15 protein-coding genes are annotated in these 15999 nt (G+C 46.5%); all 15 read right to left on the reverse strand.

Going from position 1 to position 15999, the window contains the following annotated elements; translation table 11 throughout:
- Positions 1-351 precede the first annotated feature (351 nt).
- The 15 genes from ACYQ2M_RS17020 to ACYQ2M_RS17090 all read right to left on the reverse strand — a co-directional run bounded on the left by ACYQ2M_RS17020 (position 352) and on the right by ACYQ2M_RS17090 (position 15976).
- Positions 352-2763 (reverse strand): glycyl radical protein, encoded by a 2412-nt coding sequence (locus ACYQ2M_RS17020; RefSeq protein ID WP_459917567.1) that lies wholly within the window; start codon positions 2761-2763, stop codon positions 352-354.
- A gap of 388 nt (positions 2764-3151) precedes the next feature.
- On the reverse strand, positions 3152-4669 hold the full coding sequence (locus ACYQ2M_RS17025) for a sigma-54 interaction domain-containing protein (RefSeq protein ID WP_459917568.1): 1518 nt from the start codon (positions 4667-4669) through the stop codon (positions 3152-3154).
- Positions 4670-4838: 169 nt separating this feature from the next.
- Positions 4839-5096, reverse strand: a complete 258-nt coding sequence (locus ACYQ2M_RS17030; protein WP_459917569.1) for a hypothetical protein — start codon at positions 5094-5096, stop codon at positions 4839-4841.
- 164 nt (positions 5097-5260) lie between these two features.
- Positions 5261-5575 (reverse strand): hypothetical protein, encoded by a 315-nt coding sequence (locus tag ACYQ2M_RS17035; protein ID WP_459917570.1) that lies wholly within the window; start codon positions 5573-5575, stop codon positions 5261-5263.
- Positions 5576-5587: 12 nt separating this feature from the next.
- Entirely contained in the window at positions 5588-6067 is a 480-nt protein-coding gene (locus ACYQ2M_RS17040; RefSeq protein ID WP_459917571.1) for a hypothetical protein, read from the reverse strand.
- 24 nt (positions 6068-6091) lie between these two features.
- Positions 6092-6262, reverse strand: a complete 171-nt coding sequence (locus ACYQ2M_RS17045; protein ID WP_459917572.1) for a hypothetical protein — start codon at positions 6260-6262, stop codon at positions 6092-6094.
- 82 nt (positions 6263-6344) lie between these two features.
- On the reverse strand, positions 6345-6635 hold the full coding sequence (locus ACYQ2M_RS17050; protein ID WP_459917573.1) for a hypothetical protein: 291 nt from the start codon (positions 6633-6635) through the stop codon (positions 6345-6347).
- 4 nt (positions 6636-6639) lie between these two features.
- Positions 6640-6885 (reverse strand): sulfurtransferase TusA family protein, encoded by a 246-nt coding sequence (locus ACYQ2M_RS17055; protein ID WP_459917574.1) that lies wholly within the window; start codon positions 6883-6885, stop codon positions 6640-6642.
- Between the two features lie 47 nt (positions 6886-6932).
- Complete coding sequence (locus ACYQ2M_RS17060) at positions 6933-8126, reverse strand: YeeE/YedE thiosulfate transporter family protein (protein ID WP_459917575.1); 1194 nt, start codon at positions 8124-8126, stop codon at positions 6933-6935.
- A gap of 440 nt (positions 8127-8566) precedes the next feature.
- Complete coding sequence (locus ACYQ2M_RS17065; protein ID WP_459917576.1) at positions 8567-9727, reverse strand: peptidoglycan-binding domain-containing protein; 1161 nt, start codon at positions 9725-9727, stop codon at positions 8567-8569.
- A gap of 517 nt (positions 9728-10244) precedes the next feature.
- Positions 10245-10802, reverse strand: coding sequence for a 4Fe-4S dicluster domain-containing protein (locus ACYQ2M_RS17070; protein WP_459917577.1), 558 nt, complete (start codon positions 10800-10802; stop codon positions 10245-10247).
- 22 nt (positions 10803-10824) lie between these two features.
- Positions 10825-12072, reverse strand: coding sequence for an NAD(P)/FAD-dependent oxidoreductase (locus ACYQ2M_RS17075; RefSeq protein WP_459917578.1), 1248 nt, complete (start codon positions 12070-12072; stop codon positions 10825-10827).
- A gap of 95 nt (positions 12073-12167) precedes the next feature.
- Entirely contained in the window at positions 12168-14051 is a 1884-nt protein-coding gene (gene cooS, locus ACYQ2M_RS17080; RefSeq protein ID WP_459917579.1) for an anaerobic carbon-monoxide dehydrogenase catalytic subunit, read from the reverse strand.
- A 129-nt stretch (positions 14052-14180) separates the two neighbouring features.
- Positions 14181-14720 carry a GNAT family N-acetyltransferase gene (locus ACYQ2M_RS17085; protein WP_459917580.1) on the reverse strand — a complete coding sequence of 180 codons (540 nt, stop codon included), beginning with the start codon at positions 14718-14720 and terminating at the stop codon, positions 14181-14183.
- A 641-nt stretch (positions 14721-15361) separates the two neighbouring features.
- Complete coding sequence (locus tag ACYQ2M_RS17090; protein ID WP_459917581.1) at positions 15362-15976, reverse strand: LysE family translocator; 615 nt, start codon at positions 15974-15976, stop codon at positions 15362-15364.
- Between the last annotated feature and the right edge of the window lie 23 nt (positions 15977-15999).

Raw genomic sequence — 15999 nt, forward strand, 5'->3', positions numbered from 1 at the left:
TTTCTCCTTTTCACCCGGAGGTATTTTTTATGAAAAAGCCAGATGCCGGGTACTGGGTATCAGGTACTGGGTACTGGGTTTTGCCAGCAACGGTTTTTTCTATCTTCGTTGTGGCAATTGATAACTGCCATGTATGTTTTTTGATATGAAAAGGTAGCCTTCAAGTCTACCTCAGCAGAGCCGCCCCCCGATGGGCAATAGGAACCGGACAATTGAGCTGTCTACAGTTCCGGTCCGGGACCATTGCCCGTCGGGGGGCGGCGGTATAATACCATTTAGCTCCGCGTCTACGACCCTATATTTATTGTGTCCGACAAAACATGACCGTTCTATGGGTCAACAACTCAGTGTTTAGCAGCATCCCCCGGCCCTGGCAGGCGTAAACTCCTCCTGGACCGTTCGATGGATGATTTCATCTTGTACCTCCGGGCACAATTCCACAAAATAGGCCGTGTAACCCGCCACCCGGATCAAGAGATCCTTGTGATCTTCGGGGTATTTCTGGGCCTTCAGAAGGACTTCTCTATCCACCACGTTGAACTGGGCATGAAAAACCCCAAGAGAGCAGGCACTTTTTAAAAGGGACATGAGATGAACCGGGCCCCTTTCCTCCTTCATCAATTCGTTGGAAAGCTTCATGTTTAAAAGAGTACCCGAAGAAAAAAGGTCATGGGGAATTTTGGCGACGGATTTAAGCACCGCACTTGCCCCATTGACATCGGTACCGCCGGTGGGGCTTAAACCGTCTGTCAGGGTGGTCCATGCTTTTCTTCCCGACGGCAGGGCTCCCACCACCTTTCCCAGGGGGACATGGGCCGTAACAGGCAGCACACCGGACATGAGTTTACCGTATTTACTGTCCTGCTTATTGGTATTAACGGCGATGTGGGTCATCATTTCTGCGGCCACACGATCCGGATTATCCAGGTCATTGCCATATTTTTCGGCATTGAGACATTTTTCCCGGATCTCATCAAACCCTTCAAAATCAGCATCCAATGCCTCAATGAGCTGGCCCATGGTCACGGATTTTTTATCAAATACCAGTTCTTTCACAGCGGCGATGCTGTTGATGAAATCAGCAATACCATCGTAAATAATACCGTTTCCGCACTTGTATTTGGTGCCGCCATGGGTATAATCCGTGGCCGTATCAATGCAGTTTCTGAATGTCAAGGATATAAAAGGCACCGGTCGATCATCCCAGATTTCATCCAGAACATTATTGGCCTCCACCACCTTTTTAATGATGTAATCAATCTGATTTTTAACGGCATCTGCAAATTCACGATGGGTGGAAAACTGCCTTGGATCTCCGGTATCAATGCCCAGCATCTTGCCGCTTTTTCTATGAATTCCGCGGTTCATGACAAATTCCACAATACTGCCAAGGTTCACATCGGCACTGACATAGCCCCGGATACGACCGCTCAGGTTGGTCTCCACACATCCGCAGGGGTTCCAGTCATAGGCTTCATGCAGAGGCACACCTTTGTTCTGCATCATCCTTATACCCACCTCATCATTGTGAAAGGCGGGAAATCCATTGCCGGTGTTGATACAGTCCGCGCATTTCCTGAGGAAAGAATCAGGATTCTTGGCCAGATTGTACCGCACAGACAAAGATGGCTGGTAAAGCATGGTATCCATGGATGCCTGGATAACCATGTAGGACAGATCATTGACGGCATCCTGGCCGAACTGGTCAATACCACCAGCGCACACATTCTGGAACATTGTGTATCCATTGGCATATTCTGCAGTTACGCCATCTTGGAACAGGCAAGGTTCCGCAAGTTTCACCCAGGTGCAGTCAAACAGCTCCTGGGCGTGTTCCGGGCTAATACGTCCGGCTTCAAGGTCGGCTTTGTAATAGGGATAGAGATATTGATCTATGCGCCCCAGGTTATAGCTTGCAGCATTCTGCTCCATAAAAATGCTGGAGTGATACAGATACACAAACTGAATGGCCTCATGAAAATTACGGGCAGGCCTGGCCGGAATCTGGGAAAACACCTCGGCGATTTTTTCAAGCTCACCACGACGGGTCTCATCGGTTTCCTCAGCTGCCAGGCGAAGGGCCTCTTCTCTGTATCGCTCTCCCAGTATTTTCATACCCTCTGCCGCTGTGATCATGGCGTTGAGGTAGGCAATCCTGGGATAATGATTGGGTTTGGACAGATCATACTCGGATTTTTTCTGTTCAATATAGGCAATGATGCCATCCATGCCTTCTCTCAGCAGTTCGTCATAGGCAGGAGTCAGTTCACCTGGTCCCCGCACTGCTTTCCGGTCAATGTAGATAACGGCATTTTCTTTGAGATCAACGATGTCTTTGGGGGCCTGGGCCTCCCATTTTTCAAAATTGGAGCGTCCCAGCCAATAGGGTTTAATCACATCTTTGAATAATTTTTTATCTTCATCGGAGATGTAAAAAGGATCGTAGGGACGATTGCTGATGGTTTCCAGCTCCTTGTCAAGGACAGACCAGCAGACGTCGGCGCAGAGGACTCCGCCCCTTGCCATCTTGCCGGAACACCCCACAATAAGCTCATTGTCCCATATGGTTATGGTTTTCTTCGTGCATACGTCTTTAAAGGCCTGGGCTTTTCGCATTTCCCGGGGAAGGGCTTCTGTTTTTTTAAAACTTTCGGTGAGAATCAGTGCATTTTCAATATCCATGGTGGGGGTCGCATTGACAACCCGGTCACGGAGTTTATTTATTCTATTCATGTATGAAGCTGTTTTATTTTCAATTCCCATCTTCATGACTCCTTAAAATTTAGTATTCAACTTCGTGATACTGCAAATATATGAAAATAAAACCACTGCCGGGAACCGGACAAAGGTAATTTGTTGTAACAGGACTTGTGCATCTAAACTGAATATACAATTAGCAAAGCATGTGCCACAGGATATCAATCTCTATTGCAACTGGGCAGAAAAGTCAAATAACTTAATTATATCAAATGTTTAATTTATCAACTTCAGGCAAATGCATTGATGGAATCTTTGAAAAATGGAAAATTTGAGTTTGAAATAATATTTTGCAATTTAAAAAAATTTTCAAATATATATTTATTTTTCACCAGGAGGGAAAGAGTGGAAAAAGAACTTTATTGGGGAGGGTTGTTAAATTCGATGTTCAAGTTTATTCAATTGCAACATGAATACCAAGCTTTTTAATTCTGTATCGTAGAGCCTGGGGAGAAAGATTAAGAAACCTGCCAGCTTTTGAAATATTGTACCCGGCCCGTTTAAGAGATTTTTCAATGTATATGGTTTCAATACTTTTCAAAGCCGAGGAAAGACATATTTTCCCGTTGTCTTCAATGCAGGCTAGGGGCGCGGGAAAAGTTTGCTGCACCCCCGCCGTTGATCCCACAGAAGAAACAACCCCATTCCCCATCAGACCATTTGCGTTTTCTCCTGCACTGTCACTGGTCAATCGGTGATAATTATCAATGAAGTAAGGCGACAAATGATACTCATAAATAGTGCTACTGCCACGGAGCAGGGTAAAACAGGCATTCAAGGTATGTTCCAATTCCCTGACATTACCAGGCCAGGGGTATTTAAAAAAAATATCAAGCACGGCATCGGATATCCGAATGGATTTATCCGGAGATCGGGCCACCCATTGGCTCAAAAAATGCTGGCACAGCAACGGGATATCGTCACGACGATTATTCAAGGGTGGAATTTCCAGCACCACCACTCCCAGGCGATAAAACAGATCTGCCCGGATTTTATTTTCTTCCAGGGCACGGGCCGGGGAAATATTGCAGGTGGAAATGAATCTGACATCCACGGGAATTTCTTTTAATGCCCCCACCCTGCGTATCTTTTTTTCCTGAATAACCCGGAGCAGTTTGGCCTGAAGCTCCAGGGACATGGAATTTAATTCATCAAGTAAAAGGGTTCCTCCCTGGGCTTCTTCAAGAAGACCTGCCCGTTCCATGGCCCCGGTAAAGGCCCCTCTGGAGGTTCCAAACAGTGTGGTCTCCAAAAGGTTGTCCGGGATTGCGGCACAATTAATGGGCACAAAGGGATGGTCTTTTCTGTCCGATGCATTGTGGATGGACTGGGCAAACAGTTCTTTACCACAGCCGCTTTCCGCCCAGATTAAAACAGAAAAATCCGTGTTACTGGCCGATTTTGCATAGTCGATGGCGTGTTTTAGTTGCGCATCTTCCCCAATAATGGAGCTAAAATGATAGGATTTTTTTTCCCGGGGGACTTCCCGGGATATTATTTTTGCATCCGCATTTCCATGCCGTTCCATGAGACGCTGACTAACCTGAAGATTCAGGGAAAAATGAATGACCCCTTCCACCCGGCCCCGGGACAAAAGGGGAAAGGTGGAGCAAAGCGAATTAACCAGTTTTTTCTTGTGGGTGTAGTAGACAACTGTCTTTTTTAAAATGGGTTTTCCAGTCTCCATGGACATGATGGACATGTGGCAGTCACGCTCCAGGGGATAAAAATCCACCATGGGTTTACCCAGAACATCCTCATCCTGAAAATCATCGGTGAGAATAAAAAGGCGGTTCATATAACGAAATATGCCGTTTTTATCCAGGACCATCACCCCAAGAAGAGAGTTATCCCAGATTTCACAATAGGCCGGTGACAGCACCGTATTCATGTTTAATTCTTTGTCCAGCATTACATCCGCCCTGTATCCACTGCAGTTTTTATAAATTAAGGTATGCTATGTCAGATCACCTTTTTTGTCAAAATAAGAGTCGCCCAACACCCGTGTTTGCAGACATGTCAATGGAAATGCGCCCTGTCAATGGTGAGGCTTGCTCATAAGATCAGCCAAAATTTGTAGCTCAGGCATAAACATCAATCAATGCGCCTATTTTTGAGTATTCAATGGCTGACAGCCTGCTGCCGGACGTATAGATGCGTGAAGGAGAAAAATCAGAATTCTCAGAAATATATACCCTTGGATGCTTTTTAGAAAGCTGATATTCCGGGCTTGGAGGAGCTATCTCCGCATGGGTCTGCTGCAATTTTCTTTCAGCTGCGGGAACCACAGCATTTAGGGAATCATAGGGAATTAAACTGTATTGAGAACCCACATCCATGGTGCATCCAAACCTGCCAAAGAGTTTTTTAATATAAAAACAAGATATATCATAAAAACACCCAGGTCAAAATAAAAGAGGGCTGATCACATTCCCCCCCCCTCGGGATGGTAGTTGAGATCAACCCCTAATGACCAACACGCAAAGCACCACCCATATGTGGTTTATAAAACAATGTAGCGGTCACATTCCGCGGACATTTCCGCATTTCTGGCCTGGGTGGCAAAATCTTTGAACCCCACACCCGGCACCTCATCTTCTCTGCCATGAAATCCCTGTGCCCGGAAACTCACATCACAGATCGCAAGTTTTGCCTTACCCACAAGTTTGTTAAAATCTGGGGTTAAACTCAATTTTACGGCACCTCCGGTGAAAAAAATCTGCACCGCTTTTTCTTTTTTATGTGCCGCTGCCGTTAAATTAATAACATAGTCCATATGTTTGTCTGAAGTGACAAGTATTCCCAATGATTGCGCCATATTTTCACCCTATTAATCTTTTCTGATTACTTTTTCAAGCTTGTTAAAAAGCATGGTTCGAACACCCTCGTTGGACGCATATTTTAATATCAGATGGTACACCGCCTCTCTGAGCAAGGATTCTTCGGTGGATGCGCTGGTGCATTGGCTTTGCTGAATGGTCTTGAAAAGTTCCAGCACATCCTCGCTGACCACTGTTTTGATCTCCACACTGTTGGGGCCCATGTCTGAAAATGCATCCGCATCTGAGGTGTCAGGGCATTCATTAAGGGCCTGACTTCCATCCGTCAAAGCCTGGTAGCATTCCAGGGCTTTTTCCATAAACCGTTGTTTGAGAAAGGCCTCTCCAAGGGACTTGATGATCTCTCTTGCAAGGTATGAATCTTCCGAGTCAGGACTGCCCTTTTCCAGAACTTTTTTTGCTGCCTCAAGCGCCTTATCGTAACAGCTGCACCTTTGAAGCATCATGGCCGCTGCAAGATCTTTATCCATTTTTTTCTCCTTATCTTCGATGGCCTACCACCAGGAAATAACCTTGTCCGATTCAAAGATATCATCCACCAGTTCGTCCCAGTCCACGTCCGATTCGTAGAGGACTGTTTTCTTCTCCTCCTGATCTGAAAACGGTGCCATGAGGGCATTGACAGTCTCATCGGGCCGGGATCTGAATATGTGCAAAATTTTCATACAGCTGTTCTCCTCAAGTAGAATAGACACCTGATTTTGTTTCGCCCGATGGGCCACAGCCCTAGGCGATATGGCAACCAAGCTAAAATGGAACGACCAGTGTCGCCTGCTTCAACATCTCTCCGATCTCTGGAAGCGTGGCAAATTTAAATCCATATTTTTCAACATTTTCTTTGTTATTGGAATAGCGTTCGCCTTCCATTTCGTCAATGAATTCCATATTTTCGGAATAGGCTTCGTCCATATTTTCAATTTCATGGTTTAAAACAAACATCTGCACTTCCGCCATTTCCAGAAGTAACCCCAGGCTTGTTCTGAGGCCCTCGTATTGCTGGGCCTTGTCTTTTATCAATACCGCAATTTTATCTGTCATCCCCCTACCCCTTTTTTATAAAATATCTGGTAACCCCACCATCCACATCCGTCATTCCCAGAAATTCATTGCCACCTTTGTTTCCCCAATCGGGAAGATCATATTTAGAACCGGGATCATTTCCCCAAATTTCAAGGATTTCACCGGCCTTCATTGCCTTGAGTGTTTTCTTTGTCTTTAGCAACGGCATGGGGCAGCTCAATCCGCATGTGTCCAATACCTGTGTGGCTTCAATTGTTGTAAGATCCATGATTTCTCTCCTTATTATCTGTGTTAAATTTAAAAAAATGCTGTTATTTAAAAAATGACAAATTTTTCAGTTTCTTCGTTCCAGATGGCCAGAAAAGCCCAACACACAAAAAAAACAATGAACAGGGGAATGGTCAACTCCCAGGAGAAAATATCGGGCATAAAAACCCCTTTCCCCATTTTTTCAGACAGGTTATATGCCGTGATAAATTTGTGGGTCAGGGCATTTGAAAGGGAAAATCCCAAAAGCGTCATAACAAGCTTAAGGTGCCCTTCACCAATACGCCACAGGGTGGAGCTGGCACAGCCCCCGGCCAGAATCATGCCGATGCCGAAAACGACTCCTCCACCCAGACTTCCCAGCACAAAGGGATGATACACCCCCATCATGGGTTCCTTGATCCACGCCCATTTAATGATGGCACTTCCCATGCCATAAATAATGAGACTCATTGCCACAACCTTGACCATATCAGATTCCCCAGTCATAAAAGGACACCGGAATGCCCGCACAAAACAGAAACGGGAGCGATGCATAACAAGCCCGATGAGAAATCCGAAGAAAAGAATGCCGCCAAGGATGGTTTTATCAATGGCGGAATAAAAATAAAAAGCGACAACGATGGCAAGAAAAAGTGTTCCGCCAATATAAGGCTGCACAATATCCCAATTTACGCCCAGAAATGTACCACCCTTTGTTTTCTGCACCAGGGGTTTAATGGAAAGATTTTCCATCTCCCACAGAAGGTATTTCAATCCAATCCAGGCACCGATACCCAGGCCCACCATCATGGCAATTCCCCCCATGGAAAGCATACCGGTTGCCGTGTAAAAGCCGCCTACATTACATCCCCCGGCAAACGCGGCACCAAAACCCATGAGGATACCGCCGATGATGCCTTTGGCGTACTCCAGGGGCGGGGCCTTCCTTATTTTAAACTGACGGCTCATCAGGGCCGACATAAGAGCACCTGCGAAAATTCCGAAGTTTGACATGGACATGGGATGCAGCCAGGGGAAAAAAGGTTTTTTACTGTTAACGCCAATGGTGTACAGAAACCAGTCTCCCCAATTCCGGTATCCACCTGCAATTCCCCAAGGGGTATCCCACAAAAAGATAAGAAGGGCCAGAATTGCAATGAATATACCAGCAAGCCAGGCAGGCCAGTCCTGCTCAAATATGGCAATATAGTTTTTTCTTGCCTCTTCTTTTACGCTTGAGAATAGTGTTTCAGATGCCACGTTATCTTCCTCCAGATATATTTATTCGGGGAGTGATCACTACATACCGATTTCGCCAAGCAATATGATCACCATCTGTTCATTTCCATTTAGCATTATGGGGCGCTGTTATAACATAACACAGCAAGGTTGATGCCAACGTTCAACGAAGAATAAAAAAAAGAAGGGGATTTAATCTAGGGGAGGATTCAAGAAGGTATTGTCTTTTTTCTTAACCCTGAAATCAAGAATTGTATGGAAATGTGATTTACAGGGATCAAATAAATCATTAATCACAGTGTTAACCATATGGCAACGCTTAATATATAATTAACACATATTGGCCAAAAGGAGCGCTGGAAGTGAGGTACTGCCATCAGAGCGCAAAACAATCTATCAACCCATGGATAAAAGACCTGAAAGGCCTTTTATCCATGAAGTTCTTATCCAAAACAAAAAAACTATGGTAGGTGCACAAGTCCAAGGCTCTCAAGGGTCTTGTAGGTAACCTTGCCCACAGCCAGACCTTTTTCAGTCTGATAAGCTTTCAAGGCCTTCATGGTTCGCCATCCGATGACACCGTCGATAAAGACAGGATCATGACCATTTTCTTTCAAGGCTCTCTGGAGCCGTACAATAATGTCTTTTCCCATATTGGTTTCGCATAAAACCCTGCGCCACACCAGTTTTCCATCGCTGACTTGTTCTGTAAGGGTAATGGTTTCGTACTCAGCAGGAATTGCAATGCGTTTTTCCTTTGGCGGCGTAATCATCTTCTTAACCTTAACAGTTTTGTACTCTGCAGGAATCGTTATTTTTTTAACGACAGCAGGAGAAATCAGAACTTTCCTTTTAACGGTTTTATACTGGGCTGGAATTTGAATTTTTCTGGAAGTTGCTTCTGATTTGAGAATTTTTTTCTTAACGGTTTTATAAGTGGCAGGAACAGCCACCAGGCACATGATCTCACCGGTTGTATTGTCAACCTTTTCCACCAGCCCCTGACCTCTTTTCCATACGGAATGTGCCGGTTTCAACAAAACCTTTTCCGTTGTCCATTCATATTGAGCTGGGACATCAACCATTTTATAGGAGGCTTCCTTGACCATTACGGTTTCAGTCTCCCAACCATACTGAGCCGGTACCACCTGAATGGTTTCAGAGGCTTCCTTGACAAGGATCTCCTTATCTTCATAACCATATGAAGCGGGTAAAATTTCGACACGTTCTGAAGCTTGTTTTTTTAATATAGTTTTTTTAATTGTTTTATATTGGGGGGGCATAAACACCCTTGCATAACACTCACCCACCTTAGGATTGGGAGGAAGGAGTGGCGCTGTGTTCAGCAATTTGGCTTTCTCCATTTCCATCTTTTGCTCTTCCAATTCAAATTGTTTTTCTTCAGCGGTTTTCTCTGTTGCAGACAATTTTGTTTTATACTGAGCAAGGGTTTCTTCTGTGCTTTGCAAATCAGTATTCAGACTTGAAATGGTTTTGTCCTTTGCCGTTAATTGATCCTGAAGGGATTTTACATGATCAGTTTGAGATGCACAGCCACTGATTCCGATAGCCACAAAGCAAGCAATGAGTACTACAGGAATTCTACTTGTTTTTTTCATCATATTCCTCCTTTTTAAATGTTACTGGCTTTCAATATTATACAATACAACTACATAATCTTCTTTCTTTTGATAAACATTCTTATTACAACGTTCGCGCTATAAGGGAATCAGTTGACTCAGTTGAGTGGGATAATTTTATTAAATTCAAAAAGTTGGATGGTTATATCAAGATCAGAAAAGGAACCGAAAATATCTATTTAAATACATATTATGATAAGATATGATTTTACTGGATTATTGTCAACAAGAAACCCTTTAGAAGTTGAGCACAACTTCGGCACCTTAAATAACACTTTATTAAAAAAAATATAATTACTTTCGAACTTAAGTGGTGGCAACGGGATCAGACGTATTTTATAAATACCTCACGAGTCATAAGTTCTCATTTTTCATACCACATGTGTTGGTTTTAATTTTAAAGAAACACATTATGCGCTGGCACATTGGGGAACTTATGACTGACGAGTAGGTACTTATGACTGCGCCCGTTCTCGTAAAACCAATCTTCAGTTCAGGCTCAATGAAGATTCATGGCCCTCCAGGTCTGTATTCCCGCTGGCAGTTTTTCCTGACGGATGGCCACCAAATGCCTTTCCCGCAGCACATCATTGATTTCTCCATAAACAAGGGCACCGGTTTTACAGGCTTCCGCACAGGCCGGGATCTGCTCCTCCCGGATGCGCTGTACACAATTATCACATTTTACGGCCACCACCCTGTGAAAGGGCATCTGCTCCTGGGGATAAAACCGGATAACTCCAAAGGGACAGGCCATGGCGCACATGGCGCAGTTGATGCATTTTTCCTGATCAATCAAAACGGAATCCGTGTCTTCATCCCTGAATATGGCCCCGGAGGGGCAAGCAGAAAGGCAGGGAGAGGGATCACAGTGCCTGCAGCGATTGGCAAAGGCCTTTTGATCATGGGCGATGTCCACAAATATCCGTGCCCTTGGCACAGGGATTTCATTTATGGCACCGAAAATATCATCACTCTGGGAATGCACCAGCGCACAGGCAAGATAGCAGTGTTTACATCCCACACATTTTTCCGGATCAAGGACAACTGATTTCATGTTCTCTCCTTTCTCGTCTGAGTCAAACCAACCGATTAAAATCAAATCCCGGGGACAGGATATCAACCGGTAGTGCAGACAACTTCTGTTTTCGCTGGATCATGGCAAGAACCCTTCCGGCGGCAGGGGTATCGTTGACAAATGCCATGCCCACAATACGGCCGTCTCGAGTCACCAGGCGGCGATGGATATTTTTCTCCGGGTGACGATACACATGGATGGTGCAGGCATCATCGGCTCCGGGATTGAAGAGCCCGCCGGTGATGACATAACTTGTCCCCATGTGAAAGGCATTGCGATTCAGGGCACCGCCATAGGGGGTCTTGATACCGCACATGTTGCATCCCGCAGTTCTGCCCTGCTCCACCGCCACAGGCCATATGGCGTGTATTTCTGATATCCCAGTGGCAATGTCCAGGCTTTTGGCCACATCCCCTGCCGCAAATATATTGGGAACCGAAGTGGCAAGGTATCTGTCGATTTCAATACCATCGGCATGGGCGGCCCCTTCCCCACCAACGGGAAAATCCCCGGCAAGCCCGACATTGGGAACTACACCCTTACCGATGACCACCAGGTCACAGGCAATGCGCTCCCCGGCATCCGTGAGTACCCGTTCAACGAATTCTCCTCGGCCCTGGAATGCAAGGGGAGACACACCGTTTTCCACGGTGAGACCCCGGGACTTCAAAATATTTAACACAATGTCCGCGGTTTCCGGGTCCGCCGTCTGGGACAGCACTTTATCTGAAGTCACCATCATGCGAACCTTTATGCCAAGATTACACAGGGCATCAGACACCTTTATGCCCACAAGTCCGCCCCCAATGACAACGGCCCTGGTTGCTTTTCCTGCAATGGCCTTCACCCCTTCCATATCTTTTCGGGTTCTGAAATAATAAATCCCTTTTTTATCAAGTCCGGGAATATCAATTGTCCGGGGCCTGGAGCCCGTGGCCAGCAACAGGGCGTCATAATCCACACGGGTGGCATCATCAAGATGCACCTGATTTTTTGCCGCATCAATGCCAAGGGCTTTTCTGCCGGAGATAAAGCGAATCCCAAGCTCAGTTAAATACCGATCCGATGCCAGACAAAGTTTATCGCCACCAATGGTTCCGGCAAGAACAAAGGAGAGCGTCACCCGGAAATAGGGTTTTTCCATTTCGTCGGAAACCATTACAATTTTTGCCGTTTTATCATGACGGCGTATGGATTCAGCTGCAGCAATCCCTGCCGCACTGGCACCAATAATGACATATTGTTTCATGGGTACCCCCTGAAACAGGTGAGGTTCTTTTCTCTTTTATTTTTTTCCCGATAACTTGCAATTCTGTATCTCATCAAGTCCTCCCTGGAAAAAAATTATATGCCAAGTGCTTTTCGTTTCTGATCAATCTTTTCTATCATCGCATCCGCAGCCTTGTCTGGATCTGTCTCCACAAAAAAGCTTGCCTTGACAACGGATTCCAGCCCTTCAGTCAACAATGACGTAACGGCCTTGCTGCCCAGGATTCTCGGGGGAAGTCCCAGGTGCACCGTCACCCCTGAGGCCACAAAATAGGACCCGATGGACACGGCTTTTTCCGAATACCATTCAGGTGCACTGCCAACCACGGGCAGATCACTGATATCTACATCCAAAGCCCTGGCAAGGGCCGCCACCAGCACCAGTATCCGGCTGCAATCCACACAGGAACCCATGTGCAGGACCGGTGGAATGCCAAGGGCCTGGCACACAGCCTTCAGGCTGTCCCCCGCTTTTTCTGCGGATGCCGGCATCATGAGCCCTGCCTTTCCGGCGGCGATCATGGCACAGCCCGTGCCCACCACCAGAACATTTTGTGCAATCAAGCGTTCCATGATGCGCACATGGGCAAAATCATGCTTTACCTTGGGATTGTTACAGCCCACAATGCCGACGGCCCCGCGGATCTGACCCGATTTTATGGCATCCAGGAGGGGTTCCATCGTTCCCCCAAGGGCTTTGAGCAATGCCTCCACGGAAAAGCCTGCTGTCCAGTCTGCCGGATGGTCGGGGATGCACAGGCGATCTTTTTTCCGATTGGGAAAATTCTCAATGGCCTGGTCCACGATGGCAGCGGCGGTTTCCCGTGCGCTGTGGGGCTCAAACTCCATATGAACGGCACCGGGAAACTTTGCCTTGGCAGCGGTACTGATCACCCGGGTATGGAAACAACCGGCCACATCAGTTATGGCCGGAAAAATGCACTGATAATCCACCACCATGGCCTCCACCGCACCGGTCATGATGGCAAGCTCCTGGTTGAGCATGTTACCGGCAATGGGAATTCCCCGGCGCATTAAGAGTTCGTTGCCTGTGCAACACATACCGGCAAGGTTGATGCCGGTGGCCCCCACTGCCTTTGCCTTGGCCACGGCATCCTTGTCCATGACGGCATTGACGATCATTTCAGACAAAACGGGGTTGTGACCATGGAGGATGATATTCACCTGATCGGGCTTCAAAACGGCAAGATTCACGTGGGAGGTCAGGGGAGCAGGGGTTCCAAACAGCACATCCGAGGTTTCAGTGGCCATCATGGATCCGCCCCAGCCGTCTGACAGGGCCGTTCTCAGCCCATGGGTCAACAGATTAATGTAATCATTGTCCACACCCATATGCACCCGGTGCATGGTCTCCACAATCTCTCTGTCCACGCTCCTTGGGACAATGCCCAGATTTTTTAACAGGGATTTTCTCTTTTCCGGCAGTCGTTCAAAGAACTGAAGTTTTCCCTTGATGGTGCCGAACTCTTCAAGGATCTTCAAGGCAAGGGATTCTGCCAGGGTGTTTGGGGCGGCGCCGTCCGTGTCAATGCCGTACTCTTCGGCCAGGATCTTTAATTTTTCAACATCCTTTATGGGATAGGCATCGGCCCTGCCCGTAGCTGCATCATGAAGCACCTCCACCACCTCCCGGCCATGGTCGGAATGGGCTGCGGCCCCGGTGGCCAGCATGCGGATGAGGTTTCTGACCACAATGGTATCTGCCGTGGCACCGCACACCCCCTTCTGGGGATCATTGCCAAAGGGATCAATGCGACAGGGTCCCATTTCGCAGTTGGTGCAGCAGATGCCAAGCTGACCGAATCCGCACTGGGGCTGCTGCTTTTCCAGGCGCTCCCAGGCGGTTTCTATGCCCTGTTTCAGACCAGCCTGGATGACAGGCTGGCAGGATAGATCAATACTTCTTTTTTCAGCTTGTTTTCTGAATTGATCTTTCATTGACTTTCCTCCTTTTGAACGGGTTTTTCGGACTTGGTCACAACGTAGGCTACCCGGCACAGTTGGCGGGTCAATGGTTTCAGGCTTGTGTTATTGTGCTTTTGACCAGGCCCCCAAAAAAGCGACTATTCAAACAACAATATCCGCCTGAAAGAAACCGTTCCTCAAAACATAGACCACATCATATCCAAGTTCAGAAAGCATGTGACGGATAACGCTGTTCTGGGCATCCATCATACCGGTAAATCTTAAAATACCATTTTCCCCGGCGATTTCAATTATCTTCAACAATAATATCTTGCCAAGCCCAAAGTGCTGCCAGCCGTCGCAGACGGCAACGGCAAGGTCTGTAGCATCTTCATGGGGATTCTGGCCATACCGTGCCACCCCTACGACAATCTCCTCTTCCTCTTTTTGAACCATGGCCACAAGGGCAAATTCGCCATGATAATCCACCTGAGTAAAGCGACGGATCAGGTCTTCGGGAAGGGCATCAAGACGTCTGAGAAAGCGCAGATAGATGGATCGGGCCGACATTCTGTTGAAAAGATCCACAAGCAGATCACCGTCTGTGGTTAGGACAGGTCGGATAAATAACCTTATCCCGTTTTTAAGCACAAAGTGCTGTTCATATTGGCAGGGATAATTTTTATTTATTGTTCTGTGCATGCTTAAGTCCATTCCTTGATGTTTTATCCGTAAATATTCGGCTTGATGTACGTATTCGGACAGTGCAGAATATTTACCTTATCGGCCATGTCCTGAAAGACACAAAAAAATTATATCGAGTCTGAAAGCGAAAAAAAAGAAGGTCATGTAGATACCCGTCATCTGAACTTTGAGTGCAGCAATCCCGATGAACATCTGGGGTGCGACCTTGGCATTGATGTGGCAGGATAAAATTTCGTCAGAACGCTTTCGGCAACTGAACTGATATTTAAAACACATTGACCTGATTTTAAGTAGCCCCCCTGAGCTGAAGACTCAGGTTTTTTTTTGACGGCACCCCGACTCTGGTGATCATCGGGGTCTTTTTATGAATTTGAGAACCAGCAGACTCAATGGGAATATGTGAAATAATAAATCAAAAATATCAATGGGCCTGCTGAGGGTTCCATTTGCCAGCATGATAATTTTTTCAAACACATGGGGCATCGGCCTTAGCGGAGCCGCCAGCATCATGATTGTAAAAATGATCAGCACCGAATATGGAATTTTGTCCAAGAATTTTAGCATGGCCCGATGTTAGCATGTTCAGGGAAAATGTTAAACTGGAAATGCGTTGGCAAAAAAATGCTGTCTTGATACCATCAGGTACTGGAAAGTAATACAAAACCGGTGCCGATCATGACGGTTCCAGCGGTTTTGTTCATGTTTGACCGTGCACTCCTGCTTTGAAACAATCGCCGTGCCCGGGATGCACTGAATGCGTAAAAGAGCATGACCGTACCCAGTATGGATGAGACCACCAGTGCAATCAGCACGACATCAACTATGGTAAGGGTTTCCAAGGCCACAAAGGTGGGAAGAAAACCAAGATAAAACAAAATCACCTTGGGATTCCCAAGCGTGATGGAAAGACCGGCAAGGAAATTGTATTTACCGGATGGTGATGGCTGGATTGTCACATCAAGATTGTCCGGTGCTGAACGCCACAATTTAATTCCCAGCCACACCAGATAAGCGCCGCCCAGATATTTGATCATTGAGAACAGCGTTCCAAAAATTTCAGCGATTGCGGAAAGCCCGTAAATGGCAAATAAAAGGAAAATCAAATCTCCGGTAACAATTCCCAGAATCACGGGAACAGCTTTTCTGAACCCATGGGCAAGGGCCTTGGAAACTGTGGCAAAAACCCCCGGACCAGGGGTTATGGCTAAGACGAACATTGCGGTTGCAAGTCCGATGAAACTCAAAAGCGTCATAATATCTCTCCTATAGAGTCAGG

This window comes from Desulfocicer niacini, assembly GCF_054657595.1.

What these genes read in the sequence shown, in the direction of transcription:
- cooS (WP_459917579.1), bottom strand. Translation starts at nt 14,051, where the DNA reads ATGAAAGATCAATTCAGAAAACAAGCTGAAAAAAGAAGTATTGATCTA.
- ACYQ2M_RS17030 (WP_459917569.1), bottom strand. Translation starts at nt 5,096, where the DNA reads ATGGATGTGGGTTCTCAATACAGTTTAATTCCCTATGATTCCCTAAAT.
- ACYQ2M_RS17035 (WP_459917570.1), bottom strand. Translation starts at nt 5,575, where the DNA reads ATGGCGCAATCATTGGGAATACTTGTCACTTCAGACAAACATATGGAC.
- ACYQ2M_RS17040 (WP_459917571.1), bottom strand. Translation starts at nt 6,067, where the DNA reads ATGGATAAAGATCTTGCAGCGGCCATGATGCTTCAAAGGTGCAGCTGT.
- ACYQ2M_RS17075 (WP_459917578.1), bottom strand. Translation starts at nt 12,072, where the DNA reads ATGAAACAATATGTCATTATTGGTGCCAGTGCGGCAGGGATTGCTGCA.
- ACYQ2M_RS17065 (WP_459917576.1), bottom strand. Translation starts at nt 9,727, where the DNA reads ATGATGAAAAAAACAAGTAGAATTCCTGTAGTACTCATTGCTTGCTTT.
- ACYQ2M_RS17045 (WP_459917572.1), bottom strand. Translation starts at nt 6,262, where the DNA reads ATGAAAATTTTGCACATATTCAGATCCCGGCCCGATGAGACTGTCAAT.
- ACYQ2M_RS17020 (WP_459917567.1), bottom strand. Translation starts at nt 2,763, where the DNA reads ATGGGAATTGAAAATAAAACAGCTTCATACATGAATAGAATAAATAAA.
- ACYQ2M_RS17025 (WP_459917568.1), bottom strand. Translation starts at nt 4,669, where the DNA reads ATGCTGGACAAAGAATTAAACATGAATACGGTGCTGTCACCGGCCTAT.
- ACYQ2M_RS17050 (WP_459917573.1), bottom strand. Translation starts at nt 6,635, where the DNA reads ATGACAGATAAAATTGCGGTATTGATAAAAGACAAGGCCCAGCAATAC.
- ACYQ2M_RS17090 (WP_459917581.1), bottom strand. Translation starts at nt 15,976, where the DNA reads ATGACGCTTTTGAGTTTCATCGGACTTGCAACCGCAATGTTCGTCTTA.
- ACYQ2M_RS17085 (WP_459917580.1), bottom strand. Translation starts at nt 14,720, where the DNA reads ATGCACAGAACAATAAATAAAAATTATCCCTGCCAATATGAACAGCAC.
- ACYQ2M_RS17055 (WP_459917574.1), bottom strand. Translation starts at nt 6,885, where the DNA reads ATGGATCTTACAACAATTGAAGCCACACAGGTATTGGACACATGCGGA.
- ACYQ2M_RS17070 (WP_459917577.1), bottom strand. Translation starts at nt 10,802, where the DNA reads ATGAAATCAGTTGTCCTTGATCCGGAAAAATGTGTGGGATGTAAACAC.